The organism is Klebsiella sp. AqSCr, from assembly GCF_008452795.1.
Lineage (GTDB): Bacteria > Pseudomonadota > Gammaproteobacteria > Enterobacterales > Enterobacteriaceae > Klebsiella > Klebsiella pneumoniae.
The window spans coordinates 3,517,052-3,542,424 of the sequence record NZ_MJDM01000005.1 but is presented as its reverse complement, the minus strand read 5'-3'; the positions used below and the strand labels follow the sequence as shown (position 1 = coordinate 3,542,424).

22 protein-coding genes, 2 tRNA genes and 2 other RNA genes are annotated in these 25,373 nt (G+C 59.6%); 16 read left to right on the top strand and 10 right to left on the bottom strand.

The features are described from left to right. Positions 1 to 18: 18 nt before the first annotated feature. Both BHE81_RS21245 and ghrA read right to left on the bottom strand, forming a co-directional pair. Complete coding sequence (locus BHE81_RS21245; protein ID WP_023284935.1) at positions 19 to 756, bottom strand: phosphatase; 738 nt, start codon at positions 754 to 756, stop codon at positions 19 to 21. A gap of 88 nt (positions 757 to 844) precedes the next feature. Further along, positions 845 to 1,783: a glyoxylate/hydroxypyruvate reductase GhrA gene (ghrA, locus tag BHE81_RS21240; protein WP_023284934.1), complete on the bottom strand. Its 939-nt coding sequence runs from the start codon at positions 1,781 to 1,783 to the stop codon at positions 845 to 847. 268 nt (positions 1,784 to 2,051) lie between these two features. Between ghrA and BHE81_RS21235 the strand changes: the two genes are divergently transcribed. Both BHE81_RS21235 and BHE81_RS21230 read left to right on the top strand, forming a co-directional pair. Next, positions 2,052 to 2,139 (top strand) — tRNA-Ser (locus BHE81_RS21235). Positions 2,140 to 2,182: 43 nt separating this feature from the next. Further along, positions 2,183 to 2,321: non-coding RNA, RtT sRNA (locus BHE81_RS21230), on the top strand. 93 nt (positions 2,322 to 2,414) lie between these two features. Here the strand turns inward: BHE81_RS21230 and BHE81_RS21225 are convergent. After that, complete coding sequence (locus BHE81_RS21225; RefSeq protein ID WP_023284933.1) at positions 2,415 to 3,320, bottom strand: LysR family transcriptional regulator; 906 nt, start codon at positions 3,318 to 3,320, stop codon at positions 2,415 to 2,417. Between the two features lie 114 nt (positions 3,321 to 3,434). Here BHE81_RS21225 and BHE81_RS21220 point away from each other — a divergent pair, with 114 nt between their 5' ends. The 4 genes from BHE81_RS21220 to BHE81_RS21205 all read left to right on the top strand — a co-directional run bounded on the left by BHE81_RS21220 (position 3,435) and on the right by BHE81_RS21205 (position 5,405). Then, entirely contained in the window at positions 3,435 to 4,295 is an 861-nt protein-coding gene (locus tag BHE81_RS21220; protein ID WP_004176599.1) for a pirin family protein, read from the top strand. Positions 4,296 to 4,313: 18 nt separating this feature from the next. Continuing rightward, entirely contained in the window at positions 4,314 to 4,991 is a 678-nt protein-coding gene (locus BHE81_RS21215; protein WP_002898927.1) for an isochorismatase family protein, read from the top strand. Positions 4,992 to 5,136: 145 nt separating this feature from the next. After that, positions 5,137 to 5,224 (top strand) — tRNA-Ser (locus tag BHE81_RS21210). 43 nt (positions 5,225 to 5,267) lie between these two features. After that, positions 5,268 to 5,405: non-coding RNA, RtT sRNA (locus BHE81_RS21205), on the top strand. 201 nt (positions 5,406 to 5,606) lie between these two features. Here the strand turns inward: BHE81_RS21205 and phoH are convergent. The 4 genes from phoH to efeU all read right to left on the bottom strand — a co-directional run bounded on the left by phoH (position 5,607) and on the right by efeU (position 10,197). Next, entirely contained in the window at positions 5,607 to 6,395 is a 789-nt protein-coding gene (phoH, locus tag BHE81_RS21200) for a phosphate starvation-inducible protein PhoH (protein ID WP_002898923.1), read from the bottom strand. A 504-nt stretch (positions 6,396 to 6,899) separates the two neighbouring features. Next, the gene (gene efeB / locus BHE81_RS21195) at positions 6,900 to 8,183 is read right to left on the bottom strand and encodes an iron uptake transporter deferrochelatase/peroxidase subunit (RefSeq protein WP_004191012.1); all 1,284 of its coding nucleotides are present in this window, start codon (positions 8,181 to 8,183) and stop codon (positions 6,900 to 6,902) included. Positions 8,184 to 8,187: 4 nt separating this feature from the next. Continuing rightward, the gene (efeO, locus tag BHE81_RS21190) at positions 8,188 to 9,315 is read right to left on the bottom strand and encodes an iron uptake system protein EfeO (protein WP_004157740.1); all 1,128 of its coding nucleotides are present in this window, start codon (positions 9,313 to 9,315) and stop codon (positions 8,188 to 8,190) included. Positions 9,316 to 9,366: 51 nt separating this feature from the next. After that, positions 9,367 to 10,197 carry an iron uptake transporter permease EfeU gene (gene efeU / locus BHE81_RS21185; RefSeq protein ID WP_002898913.1) on the bottom strand — a complete coding sequence of 277 codons (831 nt, stop codon included), beginning with the start codon at positions 10,195 to 10,197 and terminating at the stop codon, positions 9,367 to 9,369. A gap of 270 nt (positions 10,198 to 10,467) precedes the next feature. Between efeU and BHE81_RS21180 the strand changes: the two genes are divergently transcribed. After that, positions 10,468 to 11,652 carry a NupC/NupG family nucleoside CNT transporter gene (locus BHE81_RS21180; protein WP_002898911.1) on the top strand — a complete coding sequence of 395 codons (1,185 nt, stop codon included), beginning with the start codon at positions 10,468 to 10,470 and terminating at the stop codon, positions 11,650 to 11,652. Positions 11,653 to 11,683: 31 nt separating this feature from the next. Here the strand turns inward: BHE81_RS21180 and BHE81_RS21175 are convergent, their stop codons facing one another. Both BHE81_RS21175 and putP read right to left on the bottom strand, forming a co-directional pair. Further along, positions 11,684 to 12,118, bottom strand: coding sequence for a DUF3574 domain-containing protein (locus BHE81_RS21175; protein ID WP_004150827.1), 435 nt, complete (start codon positions 12,116 to 12,118; stop codon positions 11,684 to 11,686). Positions 12,119 to 12,252: 134 nt separating this feature from the next. Further along, positions 12,253 to 13,761 carry a sodium/proline symporter PutP gene (gene putP, locus BHE81_RS21170; RefSeq protein ID WP_004147889.1) on the bottom strand — a complete coding sequence of 503 codons (1,509 nt, stop codon included), beginning with the start codon at positions 13,759 to 13,761 and terminating at the stop codon, positions 12,253 to 12,255. Positions 13,762 to 14,182: 421 nt separating this feature from the next. On the opposite strand from putP, the gene putA reads away from it, so the two are divergent. Beyond that, positions 14,183 to 18,145, top strand: coding sequence for a trifunctional transcriptional regulator/proline dehydrogenase/L-glutamate gamma-semialdehyde dehydrogenase (putA, locus tag BHE81_RS21165; RefSeq protein WP_004183621.1), 3,963 nt, complete (start codon positions 14,183 to 14,185; stop codon positions 18,143 to 18,145). Positions 18,146 to 18,330: 185 nt separating this feature from the next. After that, on the top strand, positions 18,331 to 18,726 hold the full coding sequence (locus tag BHE81_RS21160; RefSeq protein WP_002898886.1) for a lysozyme inhibitor LprI family protein: 396 nt from the start codon (positions 18,331 to 18,333) through the stop codon (positions 18,724 to 18,726). Here the strand turns inward: BHE81_RS21160 and rutR are convergent. Continuing rightward, positions 18,723 to 19,361, bottom strand: a complete 639-nt coding sequence (gene rutR / locus BHE81_RS21155; protein ID WP_002898883.1) for an HTH-type transcriptional regulator RutR — start codon at positions 19,359 to 19,361, stop codon at positions 18,723 to 18,725. The two genes, BHE81_RS21160 and rutR, sit on opposite strands and share 4 nt — an antisense overlap. 284 nt (positions 19,362 to 19,645) lie before the next feature. On the opposite strand from rutR, the gene rutA reads away from it, so the two are divergent. From rutA to rutG, 7 genes are read left to right on the top strand one after another with little or no spacing between them, the layout of a single operon-like run. Further along, positions 19,646 to 20,737, top strand: a complete 1,092-nt coding sequence (gene rutA, locus BHE81_RS21150) for a pyrimidine utilization protein A (protein WP_004179293.1) — start codon at positions 19,646 to 19,648, stop codon at positions 20,735 to 20,737. Then, on the top strand, positions 20,737 to 21,447 hold the full coding sequence (gene rutB, locus BHE81_RS21145) for a pyrimidine utilization protein B (protein WP_023302076.1): 711 nt from the start codon (positions 20,737 to 20,739) through the stop codon (positions 21,445 to 21,447). Before rutA ends, rutB begins: the two co-directional genes overlap by 1 nt. After that, positions 21,440 to 21,832: a pyrimidine utilization protein C gene (gene rutC, locus BHE81_RS21140; RefSeq protein WP_002898877.1), complete on the top strand. Its 393-nt coding sequence runs from the start codon at positions 21,440 to 21,442 to the stop codon at positions 21,830 to 21,832. The genes rutB and rutC overlap by 8 nt, the downstream gene beginning before the upstream one ends. Further along, the gene (rutD, locus tag BHE81_RS21135; RefSeq protein ID WP_004893054.1) at positions 21,829 to 22,632 is read left to right on the top strand and encodes a pyrimidine utilization protein D; all 804 of its coding nucleotides are present in this window, start codon (positions 21,829 to 21,831) and stop codon (positions 22,630 to 22,632) included. Before rutC ends, rutD begins: the two co-directional genes overlap by 4 nt. Further along, positions 22,629 to 23,219 carry a malonic semialdehyde reductase gene (locus BHE81_RS21130; protein WP_004179287.1) on the top strand — a complete coding sequence of 197 codons (591 nt, stop codon included), beginning with the start codon at positions 22,629 to 22,631 and terminating at the stop codon, positions 23,217 to 23,219. The genes rutD and BHE81_RS21130 overlap by 4 nt, the downstream gene beginning before the upstream one ends. A 10-nt stretch (positions 23,220 to 23,229) precedes the next feature. Beyond that, the gene (gene rutF / locus BHE81_RS21125) at positions 23,230 to 23,724 is read left to right on the top strand and encodes an NADH-dependent FMN reductase RutF (protein ID WP_002898812.1); all 495 of its coding nucleotides are present in this window, start codon (positions 23,230 to 23,232) and stop codon (positions 23,722 to 23,724) included. A 21-nt stretch (positions 23,725 to 23,745) separates the two neighbouring features. Continuing rightward, entirely contained in the window at positions 23,746 to 25,068 is a 1,323-nt protein-coding gene (rutG, locus tag BHE81_RS21120) for a pyrimidine utilization transport protein G (protein ID WP_023302077.1), read from the top strand. The last annotated feature ends 305 nt before the right edge of the window (positions 25,069 to 25,373 follow it).

Below are 25,373 nucleotides of genomic sequence, written 5' to 3'. Positions count from 1 at the left end.
TTATTCCAGTTATACAAATTAAAGGTCAGCAAATTCCGGGATCGCCGGCATGCCCCGCGACTCGAGGAAGTTAAGCAGGCGACGCGGAGAAACGTTGAGGATCCTCTCCTCCGGGAAATCGACCGCATCAAGGATCTTGCGGCATTCGGTAAATTCCCCAAGGGTAAAGGCGGTGTGAGAGTCCGAGCCCAGCGCCACCCATCCCCCGGCATCACGCACTGCGGCGGCGATGGCCCGGCAGTTGTCTTCACTGCCCACGCGCGATGATACGAACGAGGAGTTATTAATCTCCAGCGCCACCTGGTAGCGAGCCGCCGCTTCGGCAATCGCCGGGATATCCACCGGGTATTTCGGATTACCCGGATGGCTAATCATATGCACTTTACCGCTGGCCATCGCGGCTATCATCGCCTGTGTATGGGTGTCACGATCCTGCGGCGGAAACACCGGCTCATGAAATCCGGCGATGATCAGATCGAGAGAAGTCAACATCGGTCCGGAACAGTCGATCTCGCCTTCAATATTTTTAATATTCGACTCAATACTGCGCAGGATCCCCACCCCGTCTACCAGGCGGGGCCAGATGCGCATATTAACGAAGTGCCAGTAGTGCGGAGCATCCGCCATGTCCGGGCCGTGGTCGGTGATGGCGAAGAGTTTGATCCCTTTACGCTTTGCTTCCGCAATATAATCGTGCAGGGTGCTGTAGGCATGGGTGCTGGCGACGGTATGCATGTGCAGGTCAACGGGATACATCACATTCTCCTCTTCTGTTTGCCGCAAGAATAGCAGGAAACCGGGCTATTGATTAGCAAAAACCCCGCCGTGGCGGGGTTCTCTCGTCTTAATAACCGCGCTGGCGGTCGACCTGACCGCTTACCGGCTCCCCTCGCTCAAGCCGGCTAATGGTCTCCGCAATGTAGGTGATAGCTTCCATTGGACGGGTCACTGCCGCCACATGGGGGGTCATGGCCACCCGCGGATGCACCCATAGCGGGCTCTCCTGCGGCAGCGGTTCGCGACTGAAGACATCGAGCATCGCCCCTTTGAGCTTACCGCTGTTCAGCGCCGCCAGCAGATCCTCTTCAACGACATGCACGCCGCGAGCAAGGTTGAGGACATAGCTCTCATCAGGCAACTGCGCCAGCAGCGTCTGGTTAATAATGCCGGCGGTTTCGGCGGTATTCGGCAGCAGGTTGATCAGCACGCGAGTGCCCTGCAGGAATTCGCCCAGCTCGGCCTGGCCGGCGAAGCTCTGCACCTGCGGCCAGGATTTGCGGCTACGGCTCCAGACGCGAAGCGGGAACCCCCAGGGTTGCAGACTTTCCGCAACCTTCGCCCCCAGCACGCCGGCGCCCATAATCCCGACGGTGAATTCGTCGGCGCGGTACTCGGGCAGCGGCTGCCAGCGGGAAGCCAGCTTCAGCGCCTGATAGTCATCAAAGCGGCGGAACCAGTGCAGCACCTGGCTAACGGCATACTCCTGCATCTGCCGTCCCATACCGGTATCTTCGAGACGAAACAGCGGAATCGACAGCGGCAGCATATCCGGATGGTCGCGCAGCTTGCTGAGAATAGAGTCCACCCCTGCCCCGAGGGCGAACACGGCCTTCAGCGCCCGGCCCTGCAGCATCTCTACCGGCGGATGCCAGACCAGGGCATAGTCCGCCGGCCGATTATCGCCCGCTTTCCACTCGCGCACCCGCGCGCCGGGTAACTGCTTTTCCAGCTCACAGATCCAGTATTGGGTATCAAAGGTCGGATGGTAAAAAATAATCTCCATAGGGGCTCCTGATAGCAGACGCCTTTGGCCGATTGACGCTGGCGTCTTATTTTACTCATTGTTTTCTATTGGTTTGCCAGCATAACAAATTTCCCCCGAGCGAAAAGGGAAAAGCTACTGGCGACAAAAAAAACGGATTTCGCACGTTTAAGGAGCAAGTTGCTCGAAGTTTGTCTAAACGCGCTTTTTTTGCAAAAAGTTGATTGACGGGCGATACGTATTTCCCTACATTAGCGCCCGTTCCCGACAACAACGGGAAAGACAATATGGTGAGGTGTCCGAGTGGCTGAAGGAGCACGCCTGGAAAGTGTGTATACGGCAACGTATCGGGGGTTCGAATCCCCCCCTCACCGCCATATTCGAGATGAGAGCCTGTACGAAAGTACGGGCTCTTTTCTTTTATATTCTCCACAGGGGGGGATGAGAACCCCCGACCGGGGTTCGACAACTGGCGCAGCCAGTTGGACAGACCGCGCACGCAGTAAGCGGGCTGCCCCGCAGGGGCGAGCGAAGCGAGTCAATCCCCCCCTCACCGCCATATCTTAAGAAGAGCTCGTACGCAAGTACGGGCTTTTTTCTTTTATATTCTCTGCCGGGGGGGGGAGCCCCTCGAGAAAAGCCAATCCCGAAGCTAATCCTCCTCCATCCGCTGATACTCTTCGCTGAGGTAGTCCACCAGCGCCCTGACGGAGGGCAGCAGCCCGCGCCGTGAGGCAAATACCGCATGGATCACTTCCCGCCGCGGCTGCCACTCGTCCAGAACCACCTCTAATTCACCTGACGCCAGCTGATCGCGCACCATTAATAAAGGAAGCTGCACCACGCCTACGCCGGCCATCGCCGCCTCGCGCAGCGCCAGCATATCGGTGGTCACCATTCGCGGCGTGAAATACACTTCCGCTCTCGCTCCCCCGGGCCCGGTGAGCTGCCATTTATGCTGATGCTTGTTCGCACCCAGGCTGAGGCCCGGCCAGGCGCTCAGCTCGGACGGCGCCTGCGGACGTCCGAGCCGGGAAATGAGATCCGTGCTGGCCACCAGCCGGTGCCCGCGGTCCGCCAGCACGCGCATCACCAGGTCGCTATCCTCGATGGGCCGGGGACGGACGCGGATCGCCACATCAATGCCCTCCCCGACCACATCCACCCGGCGGTTGGTCGCCTCAAGATGCAGCGTTACCCCAGGATAGCGCGCCATAAATCGCGCCAGCATCGGTCCGATATGGACATGCAGCAAGGTGACCGGACAGGTGATCCTGACGCTACCGCGCGGCTCGGCGCGCAGCGTCTCGACCGCCTGCTGCGCCGCCTCGGCCTCAATCAGCATCGCTTTGCAATGCTGATAAAAGGTCTGCCCGACCTCGGTGACCGCGAACTGACGGGTGGTTCGCTGAATCAAACGCACGCCCAACCGCTCCTCGAGTTGCGCAATGCGGCGGCTGAGTTTGGATTTCGGCTGGTCAAGCGCTCGCCCCGCCGCGGCGAAACCGCCATGGTCTACCACCTGGACAAACCAGGCGAAGTCATTGAGATCCTGCATCCTTCCTCCATTGTTCCATTTTTGGAACAGTATAGGTCATTTTTGCTCACTACCGCATACGTCGTCCCGGATATAAGCTTATTCACATCAGATACCGATACACAGGAGAAAGCCATGAAACAGATCACAGGAGTCTACACCGCGCCTGCGCAGCATTGGGTAGGCGACGGCTTCCCGGTTCGCTCGATGTTTTCCTATCAGACGCACGGCCAGCAGCTGAGCCCCTTCTTACTGCTCGACTATGCCGGGCCGTACACCTTCCCGGCGGGCAGCGAAAAACGCGGCGTCGGTGAGCATCCGCATCGCGGATTTGAAACCGTCACCATCGTCTACGCCGGTGAAGTAGAGCATCGCGACTCCACCGGACGCGGCGGGGTGATTGGTCCAGGCGACGTGCAGTGGATGACGGCGGGCGCCGGGATCCTGCACGAAGAGTTCCACTCGGAGGCCTTCACCCGCAGCGGCGGCGAGCTGAAGATGATCCAGCTGTGGGTCAACCTGCCCGCGAAAGACAAAATGGCGGCCCCCGGCTACCAGAGTATTACCGCCGGGACGATCCCCACCGTGGCGCTGGCGAACGGCGCCGGACAGGTTCGGGTTATTGCCGGCCAGTATGACGACGTCAGCGGCCCGGCCCATACCTTCTCACCGCTTAACGTGTGGGATCTGCAGCTGAATCAGGGGCACGACCTCACGCTGCGCCAACCGGAGGGCTGGAGTACCGCGCTGGTGGTGCTGGAAGGGGAAGTGATCATTAACGGTTCCGAATCTGCTCGCGAAGGCCAGCTGGCCGTCCTGAGCCAGGCAGGTGACGCAGTGCATCTGGAGGCGACCGCCCCAGCAAAAGTTCTGCTGATGGCCGGAGAACCGCTACAGGAGCCGATTGTGGGCTATGGCCCGTTTGTCATGAATAACAAAACGCAGATCGCAGAAGCTGTACGCGATTTTAACAGCGGCCGCTTTGGCCAAATCTAACTGATTGAGGTGAATACTATGTCTACTCCCGCTAACTTTAACGGTGCTCGTCCGGTGATTGATGTTAACGATACCGCAATGCTGTTGATTGACCATCAGAGCGGTCTGTTCCAGACCGTCGGCGATATGCCGATGCCAGAGCTGCGCGCTCGCGCCGCCGCGCTGGCCAAGATGGCGTCGCTTGCCGGGATCCCGGTGATCACGACCGCCTCCGTGCCGCAGGGGCCGAACGGTCCGCTGATCCCGGAGATTCATGAAAACGCGCCACATGCGAAATACATCGCCCGTAAAGGTGAGATTAACGCCTGGGATAACCCGGAATTCGTCGCCGCGGTGAAAGCGACCGGTCGTAAAACGCTGATTATCGCCGGGACCATCACCAGCGTCTGCATGGCCTTCCCGGCTATCGCCGCTGTCGCCGACGGTTATAAAGTGTTTGCCGTGATTGACGCTTCCGGCACCTACAGCAAAATGGCGCAGGAGATCACCCTGGCTCGCGTGGTACAGGCCGGCGTAGTGCCAATGGATACCGCCGCCGTCGCCTCTGAGCTGCAGCGCACCTGGAATCGCCCGGACGCCGCAGAATGGGCGGAGGTGTACACCAAAGTCTTCCCGGCCTACCAGCTGCTGATCGAAAGCTACAGCAAAGCGCAGGACGTCGTGAAGAATAACGAACAGCTGGATTCCCAGCGCTAAAACGCCCGCCCCGCTGAGCCGCAGCGGGGCATTGTTCATTGCGTGAGCGAACGGCAAAGAAAGAAGAAAATATGCTTGACCGTTTTAACGCAACTCCCTATAGTAGCGCCCCGTTGCCCACCCAAGGTGAGCAGCAAGACAATATGGTGAGGTGTCCGAGTGGCTGAAGGAGCACGCCTGGAAAGTGTGTATACGGCAACGTATCGGGGGTTCGAATCCCCCCCTCACCGCCATATTCGAGATGAGAGCCTGTACGCAAGTACGGGCTCTTTTCTTTTATATTCTCCGCAGGGGGGGATGAGAACCCCCGACCGGGGTTCGACAACTGGCAACGCCAGTTGGACAGACCGCAAGCCTGCGAGCGGGCTGCCCCGCAGGGGCGAGCGAAGCGAGTCAATCCCCCCCTCACCGCCATATTTTAAGAAGAGCTCGTACGCAAGTACGGGCTTTTTTTTCGCATGTGGCACCGCAGACATCCCCGGGGTCGGCAGCAATGCCTCTCCCGGGCTACCAGACCCTACCCGCCAGGTAGTCCGGCCACGCGCAGTACCGCCGGGAAGATGCCCAAAAACAACAAAGCCCGGGCTAGCCCGGGCCTTGCTCACAGTATGACGATTAATAATAGGCTTTCAGCGTCCGCTGGCAGAGGGCCGAGCGCACGCAGTCATCGGTGGTGAAACGCACGATGCCGATCATCTCGTCTTCCTCAAAACGCGCCAGCGCATCGCTCAGGCCAGATCTCACGCCAGAGGGCAAGTCGCACTGGGTGATATCGCCATTGACGATGACCGTCACGTTCTCCCCGAGGCGGGTTAAAAACATCTTCATTTGCGCTGCGGTCACGTTCTGGGCCTCGTCCAGAATCACCACCGCATTTTCAAAGGTACGTCCGCGCATATAGGCGAACGGCGCGATTTCCACCTTGCCGATTTCCGGACGCAGGCAGTACTGCATAAAGGAAGCCCCCAGCCTTTTCACCAGCACATCGTAAACCGGTCGGAAATAGGGAGCGAACTTCTCGGCGATATCTCCCGGTAAGAAGCCGAGATCTTCGTCGGCCTGCAGAACGGGACGGGTAACAATAATTCTGTCCACATCCTTATGGATCAGGGCTTCAGCTGCCTTCGCCGCACTGATCCAGGTCTTGCCGCATCCAGCTTCGCCGGTAGCGAAAATCAGCTGCTTATTGTCGATGGCATTCAAATAATGCGCCTGAGCCTCATTGCGCGCCTCAATTGGGGAAGTATCACGGCTGTCCCGCGCCATGCCAATTGCTTCTACGCCACTCATTTGCACAAGCGATGTGACCGATTCTTCTTCACGCTGCTTATGGCTGCGTGAATCCCGTCTCAGCACACGTTTTGCTTCACGACGAGCTTTGATCACTGCTTTTTGTCTTCCCATGGATAGCACCTTGCGTTGTTGGTTTACATCACACGCGTCAACATCGACACGACTATGCGCACGAACGATTGAGGTTTGGCTTCCTTGTAAGCCATTGCTTGCCGGTAGAACTGACAACGAGTCGCGGCTACGCGCACCGCGTACCCTGCCAAGGTTGTAATAATGCGAAGCGGAGAGAGAAAGAGTAAGAAAATCGCTGCCGGAAGCGGGGCTTCCGTGCTGAAGAGTACGGTCTGAGGTTTTACGTTGTCCGGTACGGGACCTTACCATTCGCGATCTCCATAGTGAAACGTCACACTGCCGGGAACTACCGCGTATGTAATAAGTACATCAAAAAAGATTCTTAATGCAACTTATTTTTCACAATGACGCAACAAATAGTTCTTAAGCAAGTGTAGGAGACTATCGGTCATTTGTATTACAGAAATATAACACATGGCAGGAAATATAAGAAAAATGAGAAAAACAGCAGAAAACGCCCTGCCCTTACGGGCAGGGTTGGTATCAGGCCTGCAGCAGCGACTCTCCCAGATAGTGTTTTTCATCCACTACGCCGGGTAAAACAAAGAAGTAGCCCCCGCCGATCGGTTTGACATACTCCTCCAGCGCCTCGCCGTTAAGCCGTTTCTGCACCGTCAGAAAACCCTTTTCCAGATCGTGCTGATAGCAAACGAATAACAGCCCCATATCCAGTTGTCCGGCGTTAGTAACCCCCAGCGAATAGCTGTAGCCGCGGCGCATCATCAGGCTGGACTGGGTTTCCGGCGTGCGGGGATTGGCCAGACGAATATGGCTATCCAGCGCAATGACTTCGCCGTTAGGATCTTTACTGTAATCCGGGGTATCGTGTTCGTTTTTCATCCCCAGCGGCGCACCGGTGTGCTTGTCGCGACCAAAGATCGTCTGCTGCTCCTTGAGCGGCGTCCGATCCCAGAACTCCACGTGAAACTGGATAATTCGCGCCGCCTGATAGCTGCCGCCCACGGTCCAGGCCGGCTCGTCCTGATCGACTGTCACCCACACTACCTTATCCATCAACGCTCTGTCGTGGCTCGCCGGGTTAGCGGTGCCGTCCTTAAACCCCAACAGGTTGATGGGGGTCTCTTTGCCTTTGCTGCGCGCCGCGCTGTCGGAGATAAACCCTTCCCGCTTCCAGCGCACGCTCAGCAGATCCGGCGTATGTTTGATGACATCACGCAGGGCGTGGATCACCGTATCCTGAGTATTGGCGCAGATCTGCAGCAGCAGGTCGCCATGGCACAGCGCGGCATCCAGCGAATCGTTGGGGAAGCGGGTCATCGGCTGCAGCTTTTTCGGTGCTTTATCCGCCAGGCCAAAGCGCTCATCAAATAGCGAATGGCCGACCGAGACGGTGATGGTCAGGTTATCTGGCGCAATCCACGGCCCCAGGATGCCGGAATCCATCGGCGGCAGCCGCGGATTCGGCGTGTCCGGCGCCGGGCCGCCCTGGGTTAAAAAGGCGATACGCTGGGTCAGCAGTCGAAACAGCCGCTCGAGGTCGGCTTTATCAGCCGCCAGCACATCGAAGGCCACCAGCATCATCGAAGCCTGCTGCGGCGTCAGAATGCCCGCCTGATGCCGGCCATAGAATGGCTGCTTTTCCTGGCGCGCGTCGGGTGTGAGCGTCCCCGGGGAACTTTCCGCTTTTGCCGCATGCGCTACCGGGCAGCCGCCGGTGATGGCCAGCGCGCCGCCAAGCGCGCCGATCCCTTTCAGTAAGCGACGACGTGACGGCTCGTTCACGTCGTGGGGTTTCTGCTGTGCCATCGACTTAGTCCAGCCCCAGGATCCCGCGCAGCTGAGCCAGATCTTCCGCCAGGGTGGTGATCGGCCCTTTCAGCGCATTACGGTCGGCGGTGGTCAGCTTATCGTAGGTCTCGAAACCGTCTTTGGTGCGATATTTGCTGAGGATGCTGTCCACTTTCTTAAAGTTGGCGTCCACTTTCGCCAGCAGCGCGCTGTTCTCTTTTTGCAGCTGCGGGCGCAGCAGGTCGACAATTTTCTGCGCGCCGTCAATGTTGGCCTGGAAGTCCCACAGATCGGTATGGCTGTAGCGATCTTCTTCACCGCTGATCTTGCTGGCCGCGACTTCCTCAATTAATCCTGCCGCGCCGCCCACGACTTTTGACGGCGGGAACGCCAGCTCGCTGATACGCTTTTGCAGCTCCAGCACATCGCTGTTCAGCTGATCGGCATATTTTTCCATCCCCTTGACGCTGTTATCGCCAAACAGCGCTTTTTCCAGACGGTGGAAACCGGTAAATTTCGGATCTTCCGCTTTTTTCTCGAAGTCGTCTTCGCGGGCGTCGATGCTGCCGTCAAGGTCAGAGAACAGCTCGGCAATGGGCTCGATGCGCTCGTAATGCTGACGCGTCGGGGCGTACAGCGCTTTCGCTTTTTCGATATCGCCGGCTTTCACCGCGTCGGTAAAGGCTTTGGTGCCGCTAACCAGCTGCGCGGTTTCCGCCGTCACATAGGCTTTATAGGCGGTGATCGCGTCGCCGAGGCTCAGCACCGCATCCGCTTTCGCCGCGTCTTTGGTGGCGGCGCCGGTGACGATCAGTTTGCCTTTCGGGTTGGTGAGCAGGCCACAGGTCATGTCATATTCGCCCGGCTGCAGGTTCGCGGTGAGCTTCTGAGTAAAGCCCGGCGCGATGTTTTCGCGCTCTTCCACCACCATCACCCCTTTCAGAATCTCCCACTCCAGCGCTTTCTGGCTGTGGTTCTGAATAATAAACTGGGTTTTACCCGCGTTAACGGTCACCTGCATCGGCTCGCACTGCTTGTCGTTGACGGTGACTTTGACCTGCGGGATATCCGCAGCCTGAGCACCGAATGCAGAGCTGAGCAGCGCGGCCACGGTCACCCGCAGCGCATTACGGCGAAAATGAATCATCATGATCATCCCTTTCGGTAAGTAGAGTGTCGCTTATAAGCTCGCAGCGCCCGGTCAGGCAGCCCGCGAGGCAGTGGTATTATTCCGCGGCGGCAGGGCAAACAGCACCAGCGCCGGGATCAGATAAAGCAGATAGACAGCCACTTCGCTGACGCTCGGCGTCTCCTGATAACCGAAGATCCCTTCCAGCAGCGTGCCGAACAGCGTATGCGTCGACAGCACGTTGCTCAGATCGAAGGCGGTATCCTGGAACAGGTTCCACAGGCCCGCCTCGTGGAAGGCGCGGATCGCCCCCGCGGCCAGGCCAGCGGCCACCAGCAGAATAAACAGGCTGGTCCATTTGAAGAACACGCCAAGGTTAAGGCGGATACCGCCCCAGTAGATCAGGAAGCCCAGCACGATAGCGGTGGCCAGACCCAGCAGCGCCCCCAGCGGCGGCCAGATGCCGACATCCTGCTGGAAGGCCGCCAGCAGAAAGAAGACCGACTCCAGCCCCTCACGGGCGACCGCGAAAAAGACCATCATCACCAGCGCCCAGCCGTGGTGATTACCGCGCTGCAGCGCCTTGTCCACGGCCTGCTCCAGCTGCTGCTTGACGTTGCGTGAGACATTGCGCATCCAGAAGACCATCCACGTCAGGATCACCACCGCAATGACCGCGACGATCCCTTCGAACAGTTCCTGTTCACGCTGAGGAAATTCACCGGTGGTTTCGTTGATAAAAATGCCTAAGCCAAGACATAGCGCCGCCGCGAGGATCACGCCAATCCACATCACGCCAATCCAGTTGCCGCGCTGGGTGCGTTTAAGATAGCTGGCGATCAGGCTGACAATCAGCGCCGCCTCCAGGCCTTCGCGTAACATAATGAGAAATGGGACAAACATGCCAATACCCTTAAATGTAAAGCACCGTCAACGAATGCAAAAACAGGTAATATTTATGATAGTGATTATCATTACAATGCTCAGAAACACAAGCGAAATGTGCAGAGAATGATGATCAGTTGTAAATAAATCGCTGACAAATAATGACTTATGAAAATATTCGCCTGTTATGAAGGGAAAGAATAAGCAAAGGATTTTTTACGCCAGATATTTACCCGCCGTAGCGGCTATGGCTAAATGGCGGCCTTATTGACTTGCGAAAAGAACAACATGACTGCATTTTTTCATTTCCTGCTGGCGCTGGCGGTGATCCTCGCCCTGGCCTGGCTTGTCAGCTACGACAGACAAAAAATTCGTATTCGTTATATTCTCCAGTTGATTATTATCGAAATAGCGCTCGCTTTCTTTTTCCTGCACGCCGAAAGCGGCCTGTGGCTGGTAAAAAATATTTCCGGCTTTTTTGCTTCGCTGTTAGGCTTTGCCGCCGAAGGGACCAATTTCGTCTTTGGCGGCATGAGCGAAAAAGGCTTAGCCTTTATTTTCCTGGGCGTCCTGTGTCCGATTGTGTTTATTTCCGCGCTGATTGGTATTCTCCAGCACTGGCGGATCCTGCCGATTTTTATTCGCGTGATTGGCACCCTGCTGTCGAAAGTAAACGGCATGGGTAAGCTGGAATCTTTCAACGCCGTCAGCTCGCTGATCCTCGGTCAATCGGAGAACTTCATTGCCTACAAGGGCGTACTGGGCGACCTCTCCTCACGGCGACTGTTCACTATGGCGGCGACGGCCATGTCGACCGTATCGCTGTCGATTGTCGGCGCCTATATGACCATGCTGGACGCCAAATATGTCGTCGCAGCGCTGATCCTCAATATGTTCAGCACCTTTATCGTGCTGTCGGTAATTAACCCGACGCGGCCGGGCAGCGAGCAGGAAATAAAACTCGAGAAGCTGCATGAATCGCAGAGTTTCTTTGAAATGCTCGGGGAATATATTCTGGCCGGCTTTAAAGTGGCGATGATTATTCTGGCGATGCTGATCGGTTTTATCGCCCTGATCAGCGCCATTAACGCGCTATTCGCCACCCTGTTTGGTCTCAGCTTCCAGCAGATCCTCGGCTACGTCTTTTATCCGCTGGCGTGGCTTATCGGCATCCCGCTGAGCGATGCGCTAAACGCCGGCAGCATCATGGCCACCAAACTGGTCGCTAACGAATTTGTGGCGATGATTGAGCTGCAAAAGATTGCCGCCAGCATGACCCCTCGCGGGCTCGGCATTCTCTCGGTATTCCTGGTGTCGTTTGCCAACTTTGCCTCGATCGGCATTATCGCCGGGGCGATCAAAGGCCTGAATGAACCGCAGGGCAATATCGTCTCCCGCTTCGGCCTGCGGCTGGTGTATAGCGCCACGCTGGTGAGCCTGCTTTCCGCCAGCTTCGCCGGGCTGGTGCTGTAAAACAAACGGCGGGGCTGCCCCCGCCGTTTACTCAGAACTGCACGCAGACCGGCTGGTCGACACGCATCACCGACTCCTGCGCGAAGCGTGATTTATAGCCCTGGCGCAGAGCCTCAATACCGGCCTCGCTCTGCGCGTCATGCCCATGGATCACCATCAGCGCCTTGCTCTGCTCCCGCACCACCTGACCATTCTGGCCAAGCCACTGGCCGTGGGCATCAAACACCGTCAGCCCGTCGCGAAAGCGCGGCGTGACGTCACGGTCGACAAACTGTTGCCACTCTTCAGCGGTGATGTCTTTCCCCGCCGGGCGGCTCAGACCGAAGTAAAGCGTGGTTTGCACCATGGACTTATCCGCCGGGCAGACGCCGGGCTTCGGCGCGCTGGTCGATGAACTTCCACCCGCCACGCAGCCGCTGAGTAACCCTGCCAGCACCAGCGCCATTGCACCCTGTCTGAACGTCATCTTTGCTATCCTCATTGTTATTAGTCAGGAAATATCAGCGGATTTTCAGATAATTAGCAAGGGTTATAATATTCCGGCACGGCACCAGGCAATAAAAAGCCCGCCAGCGGCGGGCTCGTGAGCATTAGATGATCTTACTCAGCCGTGGCGCGTACCGGCGGCGGCGTATGGTAGTGGGCATCCGCTTCGGCAAAGCGCTGCTGCATGCTGGCCGACGGCGCTTTATCCAGCAGGCTAAAGACCACAATCCCGATGCTGCCGAAGACGAAGCCCGGAATAATTTCATACAGGCCCAGCCAGCCAAACTGCTTCCAGACGATCACGGTCAGGGCGCCAATCACCATCCCGGCCAGCGCGCCGTTACGGGTCATGCGCGACCACATTACCGAGAACAGGACCACCGGGCCAAAGGCGGCGCCGAAGCCAGCCCAGGCGTAGCTCACCAGACCCAGCACGCGGTTTTCCGGATTGGCCGCCAGGGCAATGGCCACCAGGGCAACCACCAGCACCATCATACGGCCCACCCACACCAGCTCTTTCTGACCGGCGTTTTTACGCAGGAAGGCTTTATACAGGTCTTCGGTAATTGCGCTCGAGCAGACCAGCAGCTGACAGCTCAGGGTGGACATCACCGCCGCCAGAATCGCCGACAGCAGGATCCCGGCAATCCACGGGTTAAACAGGATTTGCGCCAGTTCGATAAACACGCGCTCGGCGTTCTGGTTAACCGCGCCCGCCAGGCTCGGGTTGTTATTGAAGTAGGCGATGCCAAAGAAGCCGACGGCCACCGCCCCGCCGAGGCAGAGGATCATCCAGGTCATACTAATGCGACGTGCGTGAACGATGCTGTGGTGCGAATCCGCCGCCATAAAGCGCGCCAGAATATGCGGCTGACCGAAATAACCCAGCCCCCAGCCCATCAGCGAGATAATCGCCACGAAGTTCAGCCCTTTCAGCATGTCGATATTTTCGATGCTCTTCTGCTTAATCACTTCCAGCGAATCGCCAAAGCCGCCGACGGAAATAATCACGATCACCGGGGTGAGGATCAGCGCGAAAATCATCAGGCTGGCCTGCACGGTATCGGTCCAGCTAACGGCGAGGAAGCCGCCGACGAAGGTATAGATAATCGTCGCCGCCGCCCCGGCCCACAGTGCGGTTTCATAACTCATGCCGAAGGTGCTTTCAAACAGACGCGCCCCCGCGACAATTCCTGAAGCGCAATAGATGGTAAAGAACAGCAGAATAACCAGCGCCGAAATAATTCTCAGCACCCGGCTTTTATCTTCAAAACGGCCGGTAAAATAATCGGGCAGCGTCAGGGCGTTATTATTCACCTCGGTATGCACGCGCAGGCGACCGGCCACCAGCTTCCAGTTAATCCACGCCCCCAGCGTTAAGCCAATGGCGATCCAGCTTTCGGAAATCCCGGAGAGAAAAATCGCCCCTGGCAGGCCCATCAGCAGCCAGCCGCTCATATCCGACGCCCCTGCGGAAAGCGCGGTCACAAATGGCCCCAGACTCCTTCCCCCGAGAATATAATCATCGAAGTTTTTGGTCGAACGCCAGGCAATAAACCCTATCAATACCATACCAAAAATATAAACAATAAATGTCACCAGCATCGGTGTGCTAATAGCCATGCAAAGTCTCCAGAATTTTTATCGACAGCGTCCAACTTCGTCGTTTTTTTCCACTACCGGAACGGGGTAATGGCGCATTGTTTAATTGGGCGACCGTATCCTGACGGAAGCTTCGGTTTTTCACAAACGATTTAACACAGCATTTACACGAAAAACCGACGGCGCAAAACGTCAATTTGTTAGAGGTTGCACTCTCTCACGTTTTTAAAGGTTGCACCAAACAAAAGTGTTAACTCACGCATACAAATACCCTATGAGCCCGGGGTTAAATTTCTGCTATTTTAGGGGTTATTTTTAACAAATTAGCCATTTCACGGCTTCCGTCACAAGCCACAATTAACAAGGTTGCACAAAGTTGCAACATAGTGGATATTTCCATGCAACCGCATAAGCCTAACGATAAATGACAGGAGTTTTGAGCATGGGCACCACCACCATGGGTGTTAAGCTTGACGACGCAACCCGCGAGCGCATTAAATCCGCCGCGAGCCGTATTGACCGCACGCCGCACTGGCTGATTAAGCAGGCCATCTTTAATTATCTGGAAAAACTGGAGAACGACGAGACGCTGCCTGAGCTGCCGGCCCTGCTCTCCGGGGCCGCCAACGAAAGCGATGACGCCAGCGAACCAACGGAAGAGCCCTATCAGCCGTTCCTCGAATTCGCCGAGCAGATCCTGCCGCAGTCGGTGAGCCGCGCGGCGATCACCGCCGCCTGGCGACGTCCGGAAACCGACGCGGTACCGATGCTGCTGGAGCAGGCCCGTCTGCCGCAGCCGCTGGGCGAACAGGCGCACAAGCTGGCGTATCAGCTGGCGGAAAAACTGCGCAACCAGAAAACCGCCAGCGGCCGCGCCGGCATGGTGCAGAGCCTGCTGCAGGAGTTCTCCCTCTCTTCACAGGAAGGGGTGGCGCTGATGTGCCTGGCGGAAGCCCTGCTGCGTATTCCGGATAAAGCCACCCGCGATGCGCTGATCCGCGACAAAATCAGCAACGGCAACTGGCAGTCGCACATCGGCCGCAGCCCGTCGCTGTTCGTCAACGCCGCCACCTGGGGGCTGCTGTTCACCGGAAAACTGGTGTCGACCCATAACGAGACCAGCCTCTCCCGCTCCCTGAACCGCATCATCGGCAAGAGCGGCGAACCGCTGATCCGCAAAGGCGTGGATATGGCGATGCGCCTGATGGGCGAGCAGTTCGTCACCGGGGAAACCATCGCCGAAGCGCTGGCCAACGCCCGCAAGCTGGAAGAAAAAGGGTTCCGCTACTCCTACGATATGCTCGGCGAAGCCGCCCTGACCGCCGCTGACGCCCAGGCCTATATGGTTTCTTATCAGCAGGCGATCCATGCCATCGGCAAAGCCTCCAACGGCCGCGGCATTTATGAAGGTCCGGGTATCTCCATTAAGCTCTCCGCGCTGCACCCGCGCTACAGCCGCGCGCAGTATGACCGGGTGATGGAAGAGCTTTACCCGCGGCTGAAATCGCTGACCCTGCTGGCGCGCCAGTATGACATCGGCATCAATATTGACGCCGAAGAGGCTGACCGTCTGGAGATCTCCCTCGACCTGCTGGAAAAACTGTGCTTCGAGCCGGAACTGGCCGGCTGGAACGGGATTGGCTTCGTGATTCAGGCCTACCAGAAGCGCTGTCCGTTTGTCATTGATTACCTGATTGACCTCGCCACCCGCAGCCGCCGTCGCCTGATGATCCGTCTGGTGAAAGGCGCCTACTGGGATAGCGAAATTAAACGCGCGCAGATGGAAGGTCTCGAAGGCTATCCGGTATACACCCGCAAGGTTTACACCGACGTCTCCTACCTCGCCTGCGCGAAGAAGCTGCTGGCGGTGCCGAACCTGATTTACCCGCAGTTCGCCACCCATAACGCCCATACTCTGGCGGCTATCTACCAGCTGGCGGGCCAGAACTACTACCCGGGCCAGTATGAGTTCCAGTGCCTGCACGGCATGGGCGAACCGCTGTACGAGCAGGTGGTGGGCAAGGTCGCCGACGGCAAACTGAACCGTCCGTGCCGGATCTACGCCCCGGTGGGCACCCACGAGACGCTGCTGGCGTATCTGGTGCGTCGTCTGCTGGAGAACGGCGCCAATACCTCTTTCGTCAACCGTATCGCGGACAATACCCTGCCGCTGGACGAGCTGGTGGCCGACCCGGTCAGCGCGGTAGAAAAACTGGCGCAGCAGGAAGGCCAGGCCGGCCTGCCGCATCCGAAAATCCCGCTGCCGCGCGATCTCTACGGCAGCGGCCGGAGCAATTCCGCCGGTCTCGATCTGGCGAACGAGCACCGTCTGGCCTCCCTCTCCTCTTCCCTGCTCAACAGCGCGCTGCATAAATGGCAGGCATTGCCGATGCTGGAGCAGCCGGTGGCCGAAGGCGAAATGCAGCCGGTGGTTAACCCGGCAGAGCCGAAAGATATCGTCGGCTACGTCCGCGAAGCCAGCGACGCTGAAGTGCAGCAGGCGCTGACCAGCGCTATCAACAATGCGCCGATCTGGTTCGCCACTCCGCCGCAGGAGCGCGCCGCCATTCTTGAGCGCGCCGCGGTGCTGATGGAAAGCCAAATGCCGACCCTGATGGGGATCCTGGTGCGCGAGGCGGGTAAAACCTTCAGCAACGCCATCGCTGAAGTGCGCGAAGCCGTTGACTTCCTGCACTATTACGCCGGCCAGGTGCGCGACGATTTCGATAATGAAACTCACCGCCCGCTGGGTCCGGTGGTCTGTATCAGCCCGTGGAACTTCCCGCTGGCGATCTTCACCGGCCAGATTGCCGCCGCGCTGGCGGCCGGCAACAGCGTGCTGGCGAAACCTGCCGAGCAGACGCCGCTTATCGCCGCCCAGGGCGTGGCGATTCTACTGGAAGCCGGCGTGCCGCCGGGCGTTATTCAACTGCTGCCGGGCCGCGGGGAGACCGTGGGCGCCGCGCTAACCTCCGATGAGCGCGTACGCGGCGTGATGTTCACCGGCTCCACCGAAGTGGCCACCCTGCTGCAGCGCAATATCGCCAGCCGCCTCGATCCCCAGGGCCGCCCGACGCCGCTGATCGCCGAAACCGGCGGGATGAACGCGATGATCGTCGATTCGTCGGCGCTCACCGAGCAGGTAGTGATCGACGTGCTGGCTTCCGCGTTCGACAGCGCTGGCCAGCGCTGCTCCGCCCTGCGCGTGCTATGCCTGCAGGAAGAGGTCGCCGATCACACCTTAACCATGCTGCGCGGCGCCATGAGCGAGTGCCGGATGGGCAATCCGGGGCGCCTGACCACCGATATCGGTCCGGTTATCGATGCGGAAGCGAAAGAGAATATCGAACGCCATATTCAGGCGATGCGCGCCAAAGGCCGCACCGTCTACCAGGCGGTGCGCGAGAATAGCGAAGACGCCCGCGAATGGCGTCACGGGACCTTCGTGCCGCCGACGCTTATCGAGCTCGACAGCTTCGACGAGCTGAAAAAAGAGGTCTTCGGCCCGGTACTGCACGTGGTGCGCTATAACCGTAACGAGCTGGACAAACTGGTCGAGCAGATTAACGCCTCTGGCTACGGCCTGACCCTCGGCGTGCATACCCGTATCGACGAAACCATCGCCCAGGTCACCGGCAGCGCCAAGGTGGGCAACCTGTACGTCAACCGCAATATGGTTGGCGCGGTGGTCGGCGTTCAGCCGTTCGGCGGCGAAGGGTTGTCCGGTACCGGTCCGAAAGCCGGCGGTCCGCTGTATCTGTACCGTCTGCTCTCCAGCCGTCCGCAGGACGCGGTTGGCGTGACCTTCGCCCGCCAGGATGCGGAGCGTCCGCTGGACGCCCAGCTGAAAACGCTGCTGGAAAAACCGCTGCAGGCGCTGCAGCAGTGGGCCGCGGGCCGTCCTGAGCTGCAGGCGCTGTGCCAGCAGTACAGCGAGCAGGCGCAAAGCGGCACTCAACGCCTGCTGCCGGGGCCAACCGGCGAGCGCAACACCCTGACGCTGATGCCGCGCGAGCGCGTGCTGTGCGTAGCGGATAACGAACAGGATGCGCTGATCCAGCTGGCGGCTGTGCTGGCGGTGGGTTGTGAAGTACTGTGGCCGGACAGCGCCCTGCAGCGCGATCTGGCGAAGAAACTGCCGCGGGAGGTCAGCGAGCGCATTCGCTTTGCCAAAGCGGAGCAGTTGCCTGGCCAGGCCTTCGACGCGGTTATCTACCACGGCGATTCCGACCAGCTGCGCGAGCTGTGCGAGCAGGTGGCGGCGCGCGACGGGGCGATTGTCTCCGTGCAGGGCTTCGCCCGCGGCGAAACCAATCTGCTGCTGGAGCGGCTGTATATCGAGCGTTCGCTGAGCGTTAACACCGCGGCGGCAGGCGGTAACGCCAGCCTGATGACCATCGGCTAAAACGGGCTCCCCGGTGGCGCTACGCTTACCGGGGCTACCTACCACCGCCAAAGGGTAGCCCGGATAAGGCGCTGTTCGCCGCCATCCGGGCAATCAGTCTGCGCTGCGATCAGCTAATGACAGCCGACGTCAGCTGTGTTTAATTAAGGCTCCCGGACGGGAGCCTTTTTTATGGGAGCAGAACAATGAAACGCACGTTATTTGCCGTGATGGCCCTGCTGGCCAGCGGCGCGGCGCTGGCGGACGAGTGCAGCAGCGCCAACACCCAAACCGAAATGAATCAGTGCGCGGCTGCGCAGTATCAGGCGGCCGATAAAAAACTGAACGACACCTGGCAGCAGGCCCTGCAGCGGGCGGTGGGTAAACAACAAACATTACTGAAGCAGGCGCAGCAGGCATGGATCGCCTTACGCGACGCCGACTGCGCCTTTCTCGCGTCCGGCGCCGAAGGCGGCAGCATGCAGCCAATGCTGGTCAGCCAGTGCATGACCGATAAGAGCGTGGAGCGGGAGTCTTTCCTCGCCTCGCTGCTACAGTGCGAGGATGGCGATCAAAGCTGCCCGCTGCCGCCCGCCAATTAACGGACGCGAATGCCTTCGATAATCATCCGCTGGACATTATCGACCGTTTGTTCAAAAAAGGCCGCATCCTGCAGCGTGGCGCCGGTGACCGCCTCCACCTGGGTGGCGAAGTCGGCGTAATGCTGGGTGGTAGCCCAGATCATAAAGATTAAATGCTGTGGATCGACCGGCGCCAGCTTGCCGCGGTCGATCCAGCCGGAGACTATCGCCGATTTTTCGTCGACCAGCGCTTTCAGATCCCCGGTCAGTTCGCCCATCAGCAGCGGCGCCCCCTGCAGCATCTCGAGGCAGAAGAGCTTCGAGGCCTGGGGGTGATCGCGGGACACCTCCAGCTTCAGGCGAATATATTCGCGGATCGCCACCAGCGGGCTGATATCCTCACGAAAGGCCTTCAGCGGCGCCAGCCAGATGGCGAGGATCTGCTGCAGGACAGCCACATACAGCGCCTCTTTCGAAGGGTAGTAATAGAGCAGATTGGTTTTCGATACCCCGGCGCGCTCAGCCACCTGCTCCAGCCGCGTACCGTGAATACCAAATTGCGAAAATGCCTCCAGCGCGGCGGCCAGGATGGCCTCCTTTTTGGCGCTGACCGCTTGTGAACGTTTGCCGCTTTTCTTCACCGCGCCCTGTGCCATACATCCTCTCCTTCAGTTGACGCCACCAGCATAGCAAAAGCCCTGCGCCGACACGACCCCATGCACCCTGATTGCGCATGACTGCCGTTTTTTCGTGCACTGATTTTGACCATCCAGTCCACTTTTTTATCGTCCTTTTTAGCAACTCAAAAGTAACACATTAATAACATTAGCATTTATAAAACTGGCATCGCCTTTGCTTTACCTTCTCTGCGAGGTGGTCCAGGGAGAGGCAGGATGCCGCACCATCGCAACCCATCTTCCATGACTGCAGAGAGGTAGGTATGAAAATTGGTGTTTTCGTTCCCATTGGCAACAACGGCTGGCTGATCTCCACCCATGCCCCGCAGTATATGCCGACCTTTGAACTGAATAAGGCCATCGTGCAGAAGGCCGAGCACTACCATTTCGACTTCGCGCTCTCCATGATCAAACTGCGCGGCTTCGGCGGGAAAACTGAATTCTGGGATCACAACCTGGAGTCCTTCACCCTGATGGCCGGCCTGGCCGCGGTGACCTCGAAGATCCAGATCTACGCCACCGCCGCCACCCTGACGCTGCCGCCGGCGATTGTCGCCCGGATGGCCTCCACTATCGACTCCATCTCCGGCGGCCGGTTTGGCGTCAATCTGGTGACCGGCTGGCAAAAACCGGAATATGACCAGATGGGCATGTGGCCGGGAGATGACTATTTCGCCAGCCGCTATGACTATCTCACCGAATACGTCCAGGTGCTCCGTGACCTGTGGGGCACCGGGCGCAGCGATTTCAAAGGTGACTACTTCACCATGAACGACTGCCGGGTCAGCCCGCGCCCGTCGCAGCCGATGAAGGTGATCTGCGCCGGGCAGAGCGATGCCGGGATGGCCTTCTCCGCCCAGCATGCGGACTACAACTTTTGCTTTGGCAAAGGGGTCAACACGCCAACGGCCTTTGCCCCGACCGCCGCACGCATGATGCAGGCGGCGGAAAAAACCGGCCGCGACGTGGGGTCCTATGTGCTGTTCATGGTGATCGCCGACGAAACCGACGAGGCGGCGCGCGCCAAATGGGAACATTACAAAGCGGGCGCCGATGAAGAAGCGCTGGCGTGGCTCACCGAGCAGAGTCAGAAAGATACCCGCTCCGGCAGTGATACCAACGTGCGCCAGATGGCCGACCCCACCTCGGCGGTCAACATTAACATGGGCACCCTGGTCGGATCGTATGCCAGCGTCGCCCGTATGCTTGATGAAGTAGCGAGCGTGCCCGGCACCGACGGCGTGCTGCTGACTTTTGATGATTTTCTTGCCGGCATTGACGCCTTTGGCGAACGCATTCAGCCGCTGATGCGCTGCCGGAACCACATTGCTTCTGTTACCCGTGAGGTGGCCTGATGATTACCCTTCCCGCTCGCCCGGAATCCCTGACCTTCGCGCCGCAGCAGAGCGCGCTGATTGTGGTCGATATGCAGAACGCCTACGCCAGCCAGGGCGGTTATCTGGATCTCGCCGGCTTTGACGTCTCCGCTACCCGGCCGGTTATCGACAATATTAATACCGCCGTCGCCGCCGCTCGCGCCGCGGGTATGTTGATTATCTGGTTCCAGAATGGCTGGGATGATCAGTATGTTGAAGCCGGCGGCCCGGGCTCGCCGAACTATCACAAATCCAACGCGCTGAAAACGATGCGTCAGCGTCCGGAGCTGCAGGGCAAGCTGCTGGCGAAAGGCGGCTGGGATTATCAGCTGGTGGACGAGCTGACGCCGCAGGAAGGCGATATCGTGTTGCCGAAACCGCGCTACAGCGGCTTCTTTAACACCCCGCTCGACAGCATTTTGCGCAGCCGCGGCATACGCCACCTGGTGTTCACCGGGATCGCCACCAACGTCTGCGTCGAATCGACGCTGCGCGATGGCTTCTTTCTCGAATACTTCGGCATCGTGCTGGAGGATGCCACCCATCAGGCCGGCCCGGCCTTCGCCCAGCAGGCGGCGCTGTTCAATATTGAAACCTTTTTCGGCTGGGTCAGCGACGTCGAGAGCTTCTGCCACGCGCTGTCCCCCGCCACCCCGCTGACTTTAGCCAAGGAGAAACGTTATGCCTAAACAGGTGATTATTCCGCCAGGCACCACCGCGCCGATTGCCCCCTTTGTTCCGGGGACGCTCGCCGATGGCGTGGTCTACGTCTCGGGCACCCTGCCGTTTGATAAGCAAAACAATGTGGTGCACATCGGCGACCCAAAGGCGCAAACCCGCCACGTGCTGGAGACCATCAGGAGCGTTATCGAAACGGCGGGCGGGAGTATGGCGGATGTGACTTTCAACAGCATCTTTATCACCGACTGGACAAATTACGCCGCGATTAACGAGGTCTATGCCGAGTTCTTCCCCGGCGATAAACCGGCGCGCTTCTGCATTCAGTGCGGACTGGTGAAGCCCGATGCGCTGGTGGAAATCGCCAGCGTCGCCCATATCGGTACCCCGACATGATGAGGCTCAATATTGCTCCTGCTCCGTGGCCCGGCGCGCCGGTGGTGGTCCTCAGCGCCGGTCTGGGCGGGGGCGGCGGCTACTGGCTGGCGCAGCGCGCGGCGCTGGAGGAACAGTATCAGCTGGTGAGTTATGACCATAACGGGACCGGGGAGAACGCCGGTCCGCTGCCCGCCGGCTACAGCCTGGCGACGATGGCCGGGGAGCTGTTCAGCGCTCTGCAGGCGGCGGGGATCGCCCGCTTCGCGCTGGTGGGCCACGCCCTGGGGGCGCTGATTGGCCTGCAGCTGGCGCTCGATCGCCCCGAGGCGGTGAGCGCCCTGGCGCTGGTCAACGGCTGGCTGTCGCTGTCGCCGCATACCCGCCGCTGCTTCCAGGTGCGCGAGCGTCTGCTGCATGCCGGCGGCGCGCAGGCGTGGGTCGAAGCGCAGCCGCTATTTCTCTACCCGGCGGAATGGATGGCCGCGCGCCTGCCGCGCCTCGAAGCGGAAGATGCGCTTGCCATCAGCCATTTTCAGGGCAAAGAGAATCTGCTGAAGCGGCTGCAGGCCCTGAAGCAGGCTGATTTTTCACGCCGTGCGTCGGCCATCGCCTGCCCGACGCTGATTATCAGCGCCGCTGACGACCTGCTGGTCCCCGCCTCCTGCTCCCGCGTGCTGCAGACGGCGATCCCCGGCAGCCAGCTCGTGGAAATGCCGTGGGGCGGCCATGCCTGTAACGTCACCGACGCCGATACCTTTAATACCATTTTACGCGACGGGCTGTCCGCTATGCTGCCGGTCGCCAGGGAGACCCGATGAACGACGCGATAAACCACACGGCCTGCGAGACGCTGTTTACCCAGGCCCGGACCCACAACGGCTGGCTGGATAAGCCGGTGAGCGATGCGCAGCTGCAGGCCGTCTGGGACCTGATGAAAATGGGGCCGACTTCCGCCAACTGTTCGCCAGCGCGCATCGTGTTCGTGCGCAGCGCGGAAGGCAAAGAGAAACTTCGCCCGACGCTCTCCAGCGGCAATCTGCAGAAAACCATGCAGGCGCCGGTGACCGCCATCGTGGCGTGGGATAGCGCCTTCTACGACCGGCTGCCGACCCTGTTTCCCCACGGTGACGCCCGCAGCTGGTTTACCTCCAGCCCGCAGCTGGCGGAAGAGACCGCGTTTCGCAACAGCTCCCTGCAGGCGGCGTATCTGATTTTTGCCTGCCGGGCGCTGGACCTCGACACCGGGCCAATGTCCGGTTTTGACCGGGAAAAAGTCGACGCGGCATTTTTTGCCGACAACGGCTGGAAAAGCAACCTGCTGGTGAACATCGGCTATGGCGACCCCGGCAAGCTGTACGGCCGCCTGCCGCGTCTGTCCTTTGATGAAGCCTGCCTGCTGGCATAAGGAGTTTACGATGGAGTTAACGGACAAAGCGAGTTTCCGTGACGCCATGGCCCACGTCGGCGCCGCGGTTAACATTATTACCACCGATGGCCCGGCGGGCCGGGCGGGGTTCACCGCCAGCGCGGTCTGCAGCGTTACCGACACGCCGCCGACCCTGCTGGTCTGCCTGAACCGCTCGGCTTCGGTGTGGCCGGTGTTCAGCGAACACCACACGCTATGCGTCAATACCCTGGCGGCCGGACAGGAGACCCTGTCGACGCTGTTTGGCGGTAAAACGGCAATGGACGAGCGTTTTGCCGCCGCCGACTGGCAGACCGGCGCCACCGGCTGTCCGCGGCTGGAGGCGGCTCTGGTCAGCTTTGACTGCCGCATCGACCAGCGCGTCAGCGTCGGGACGCACGACATTCTGTTTTGTCACGTCGTGGCCATTACCCGTCACCCGGAGCCCCGGGGACTGATGTGGTTTGACCGCGGCTATCACACGCTTATGCGACCCGCTTGTTAACCTTTAACCCGGGATATCATCATGGCACTCTTCGATTTTCCTCGCTGGAAGCTGACCTCTCCTGCCGCCGAATCCGGCGTTGTCGCCCCCGATGAACGCTTGTCGGCCGGGCAAACGCTGGTGATGGGCGTGCAGCACGCCGTTGCGATGTTCGGCGCGACGGTGCTGATGCCGTTGTTGATGGGGCTCGACCCGAACCTGTCTATTCTGATGTCGGGCGTCGGCACCCTGCTGTTCTTTGTCGTCACCGGCGGACGGGTGCCGAGCTATCTCGGCTCCAGCGCCGCTTTTGTCGGGGTGGTGATCGCCATTACCGGCTTTAACGGCCAGGGGCTGAACCCTCATCTGAGCGTCGCCCTTGGCGGGATCATCGCCTGCGGGCTGGTCTACACCCTGATTGGTCTGGTGGTGATGAAGATCGGCACCCGCTGGATCGAGCGCCTGATGCCGCCGGTGGTGACCGGCGCGGTGGTGATGGCTATCGGCCTGAACCTGGCGCCGATTGCCGTGCGCAGCGTCTCCGCCAGCGCCTTCGACAGCTGGATGGCAGTGTTAACTGTGCTCTGCATCGGCATAGTGGCGGTATTTACCCGCGGGATGCTGCAGCGACTGCTGATCCTGGTCGGCCTGATCGTCGCCTGCGCGCTGTACGCCCTGCTGGCTAACGGCCTGGGCCTTGGCAAACCGCTGGACTTCTCCCCCCTCGCCCAGGCGACGTGGTTCGGGCTGCCGCACTTTACCACCCCATCCTTTAACGGCCAGGCGATGATGTTGATTGCGCCGGTCGCGGTGATCCTGGTGGCCGAGAACCTCGGGCACCTGAAGGCCGTCGCCGGGATGACCGGGCGCAATATGGACCCGTACATGGGGCGCGCCTTCGTCGGCGACGGGCTGGCGACCATGCTCTCCGGTTCGGTGGGCGGCAGCGGGGTCACCACCTATGCGGAGAACATCGGCGTCATGGCGGTGACCAAGGTCTACTCAACGCTGGTGTTTGTCGCCGCGGCGCTGATTGCCATGCTGTTGGGTTTCTCGCCGAAGTTCGGCGCATTAATCCACACCATTCCCGCGCCGGTAATCGGCGGCGCCTCGATCGTGGTCTTTGGCTTAATTGCCGTCGCCGGGGCGCGGATCTGGGTGCAAAACCGGGTGGATCTGAGTCAAAACAGCAATTTGATCATGGTGTCGGTGACCCTGGTGCTGGGCGCCGGCGATTTCGCGCTGTCGCTGGGCGGCTTTACGCTGGGCGGGATTGGCACGGCCACCTTCGGGGCGATCCTGCTGCACGCGCTGCTTCATCGCGGGACGCGCGAGGCGAAGGAGGCCAGGGTAACGCCGGTGTAAGCCACATTAGCGCGGCGTTGGCGCAGGGAGCGGTGTGGGCCTGGGTGGTGTGATCCTGTAGGCCGGATAAGGCATTTATGCCGCCATCCGGCACCACCACGGGCACGGAACCTGACCGCCCGGCGGCGCTGCGCTTGCCGGGCCTGGAGACTGCCACGGCCTTCCGGGAATGTTTCAGCGATTTTGAGGCCGTCAGCACCGGCAGTTTCAGCAACAATGGTGAATAAATTAACGACAGGTCGTACGAACGCAGGCCGGGTAAGGCGCAGCCGCCACCCGGCATAAAAGCGACGCCGTGCCTGATG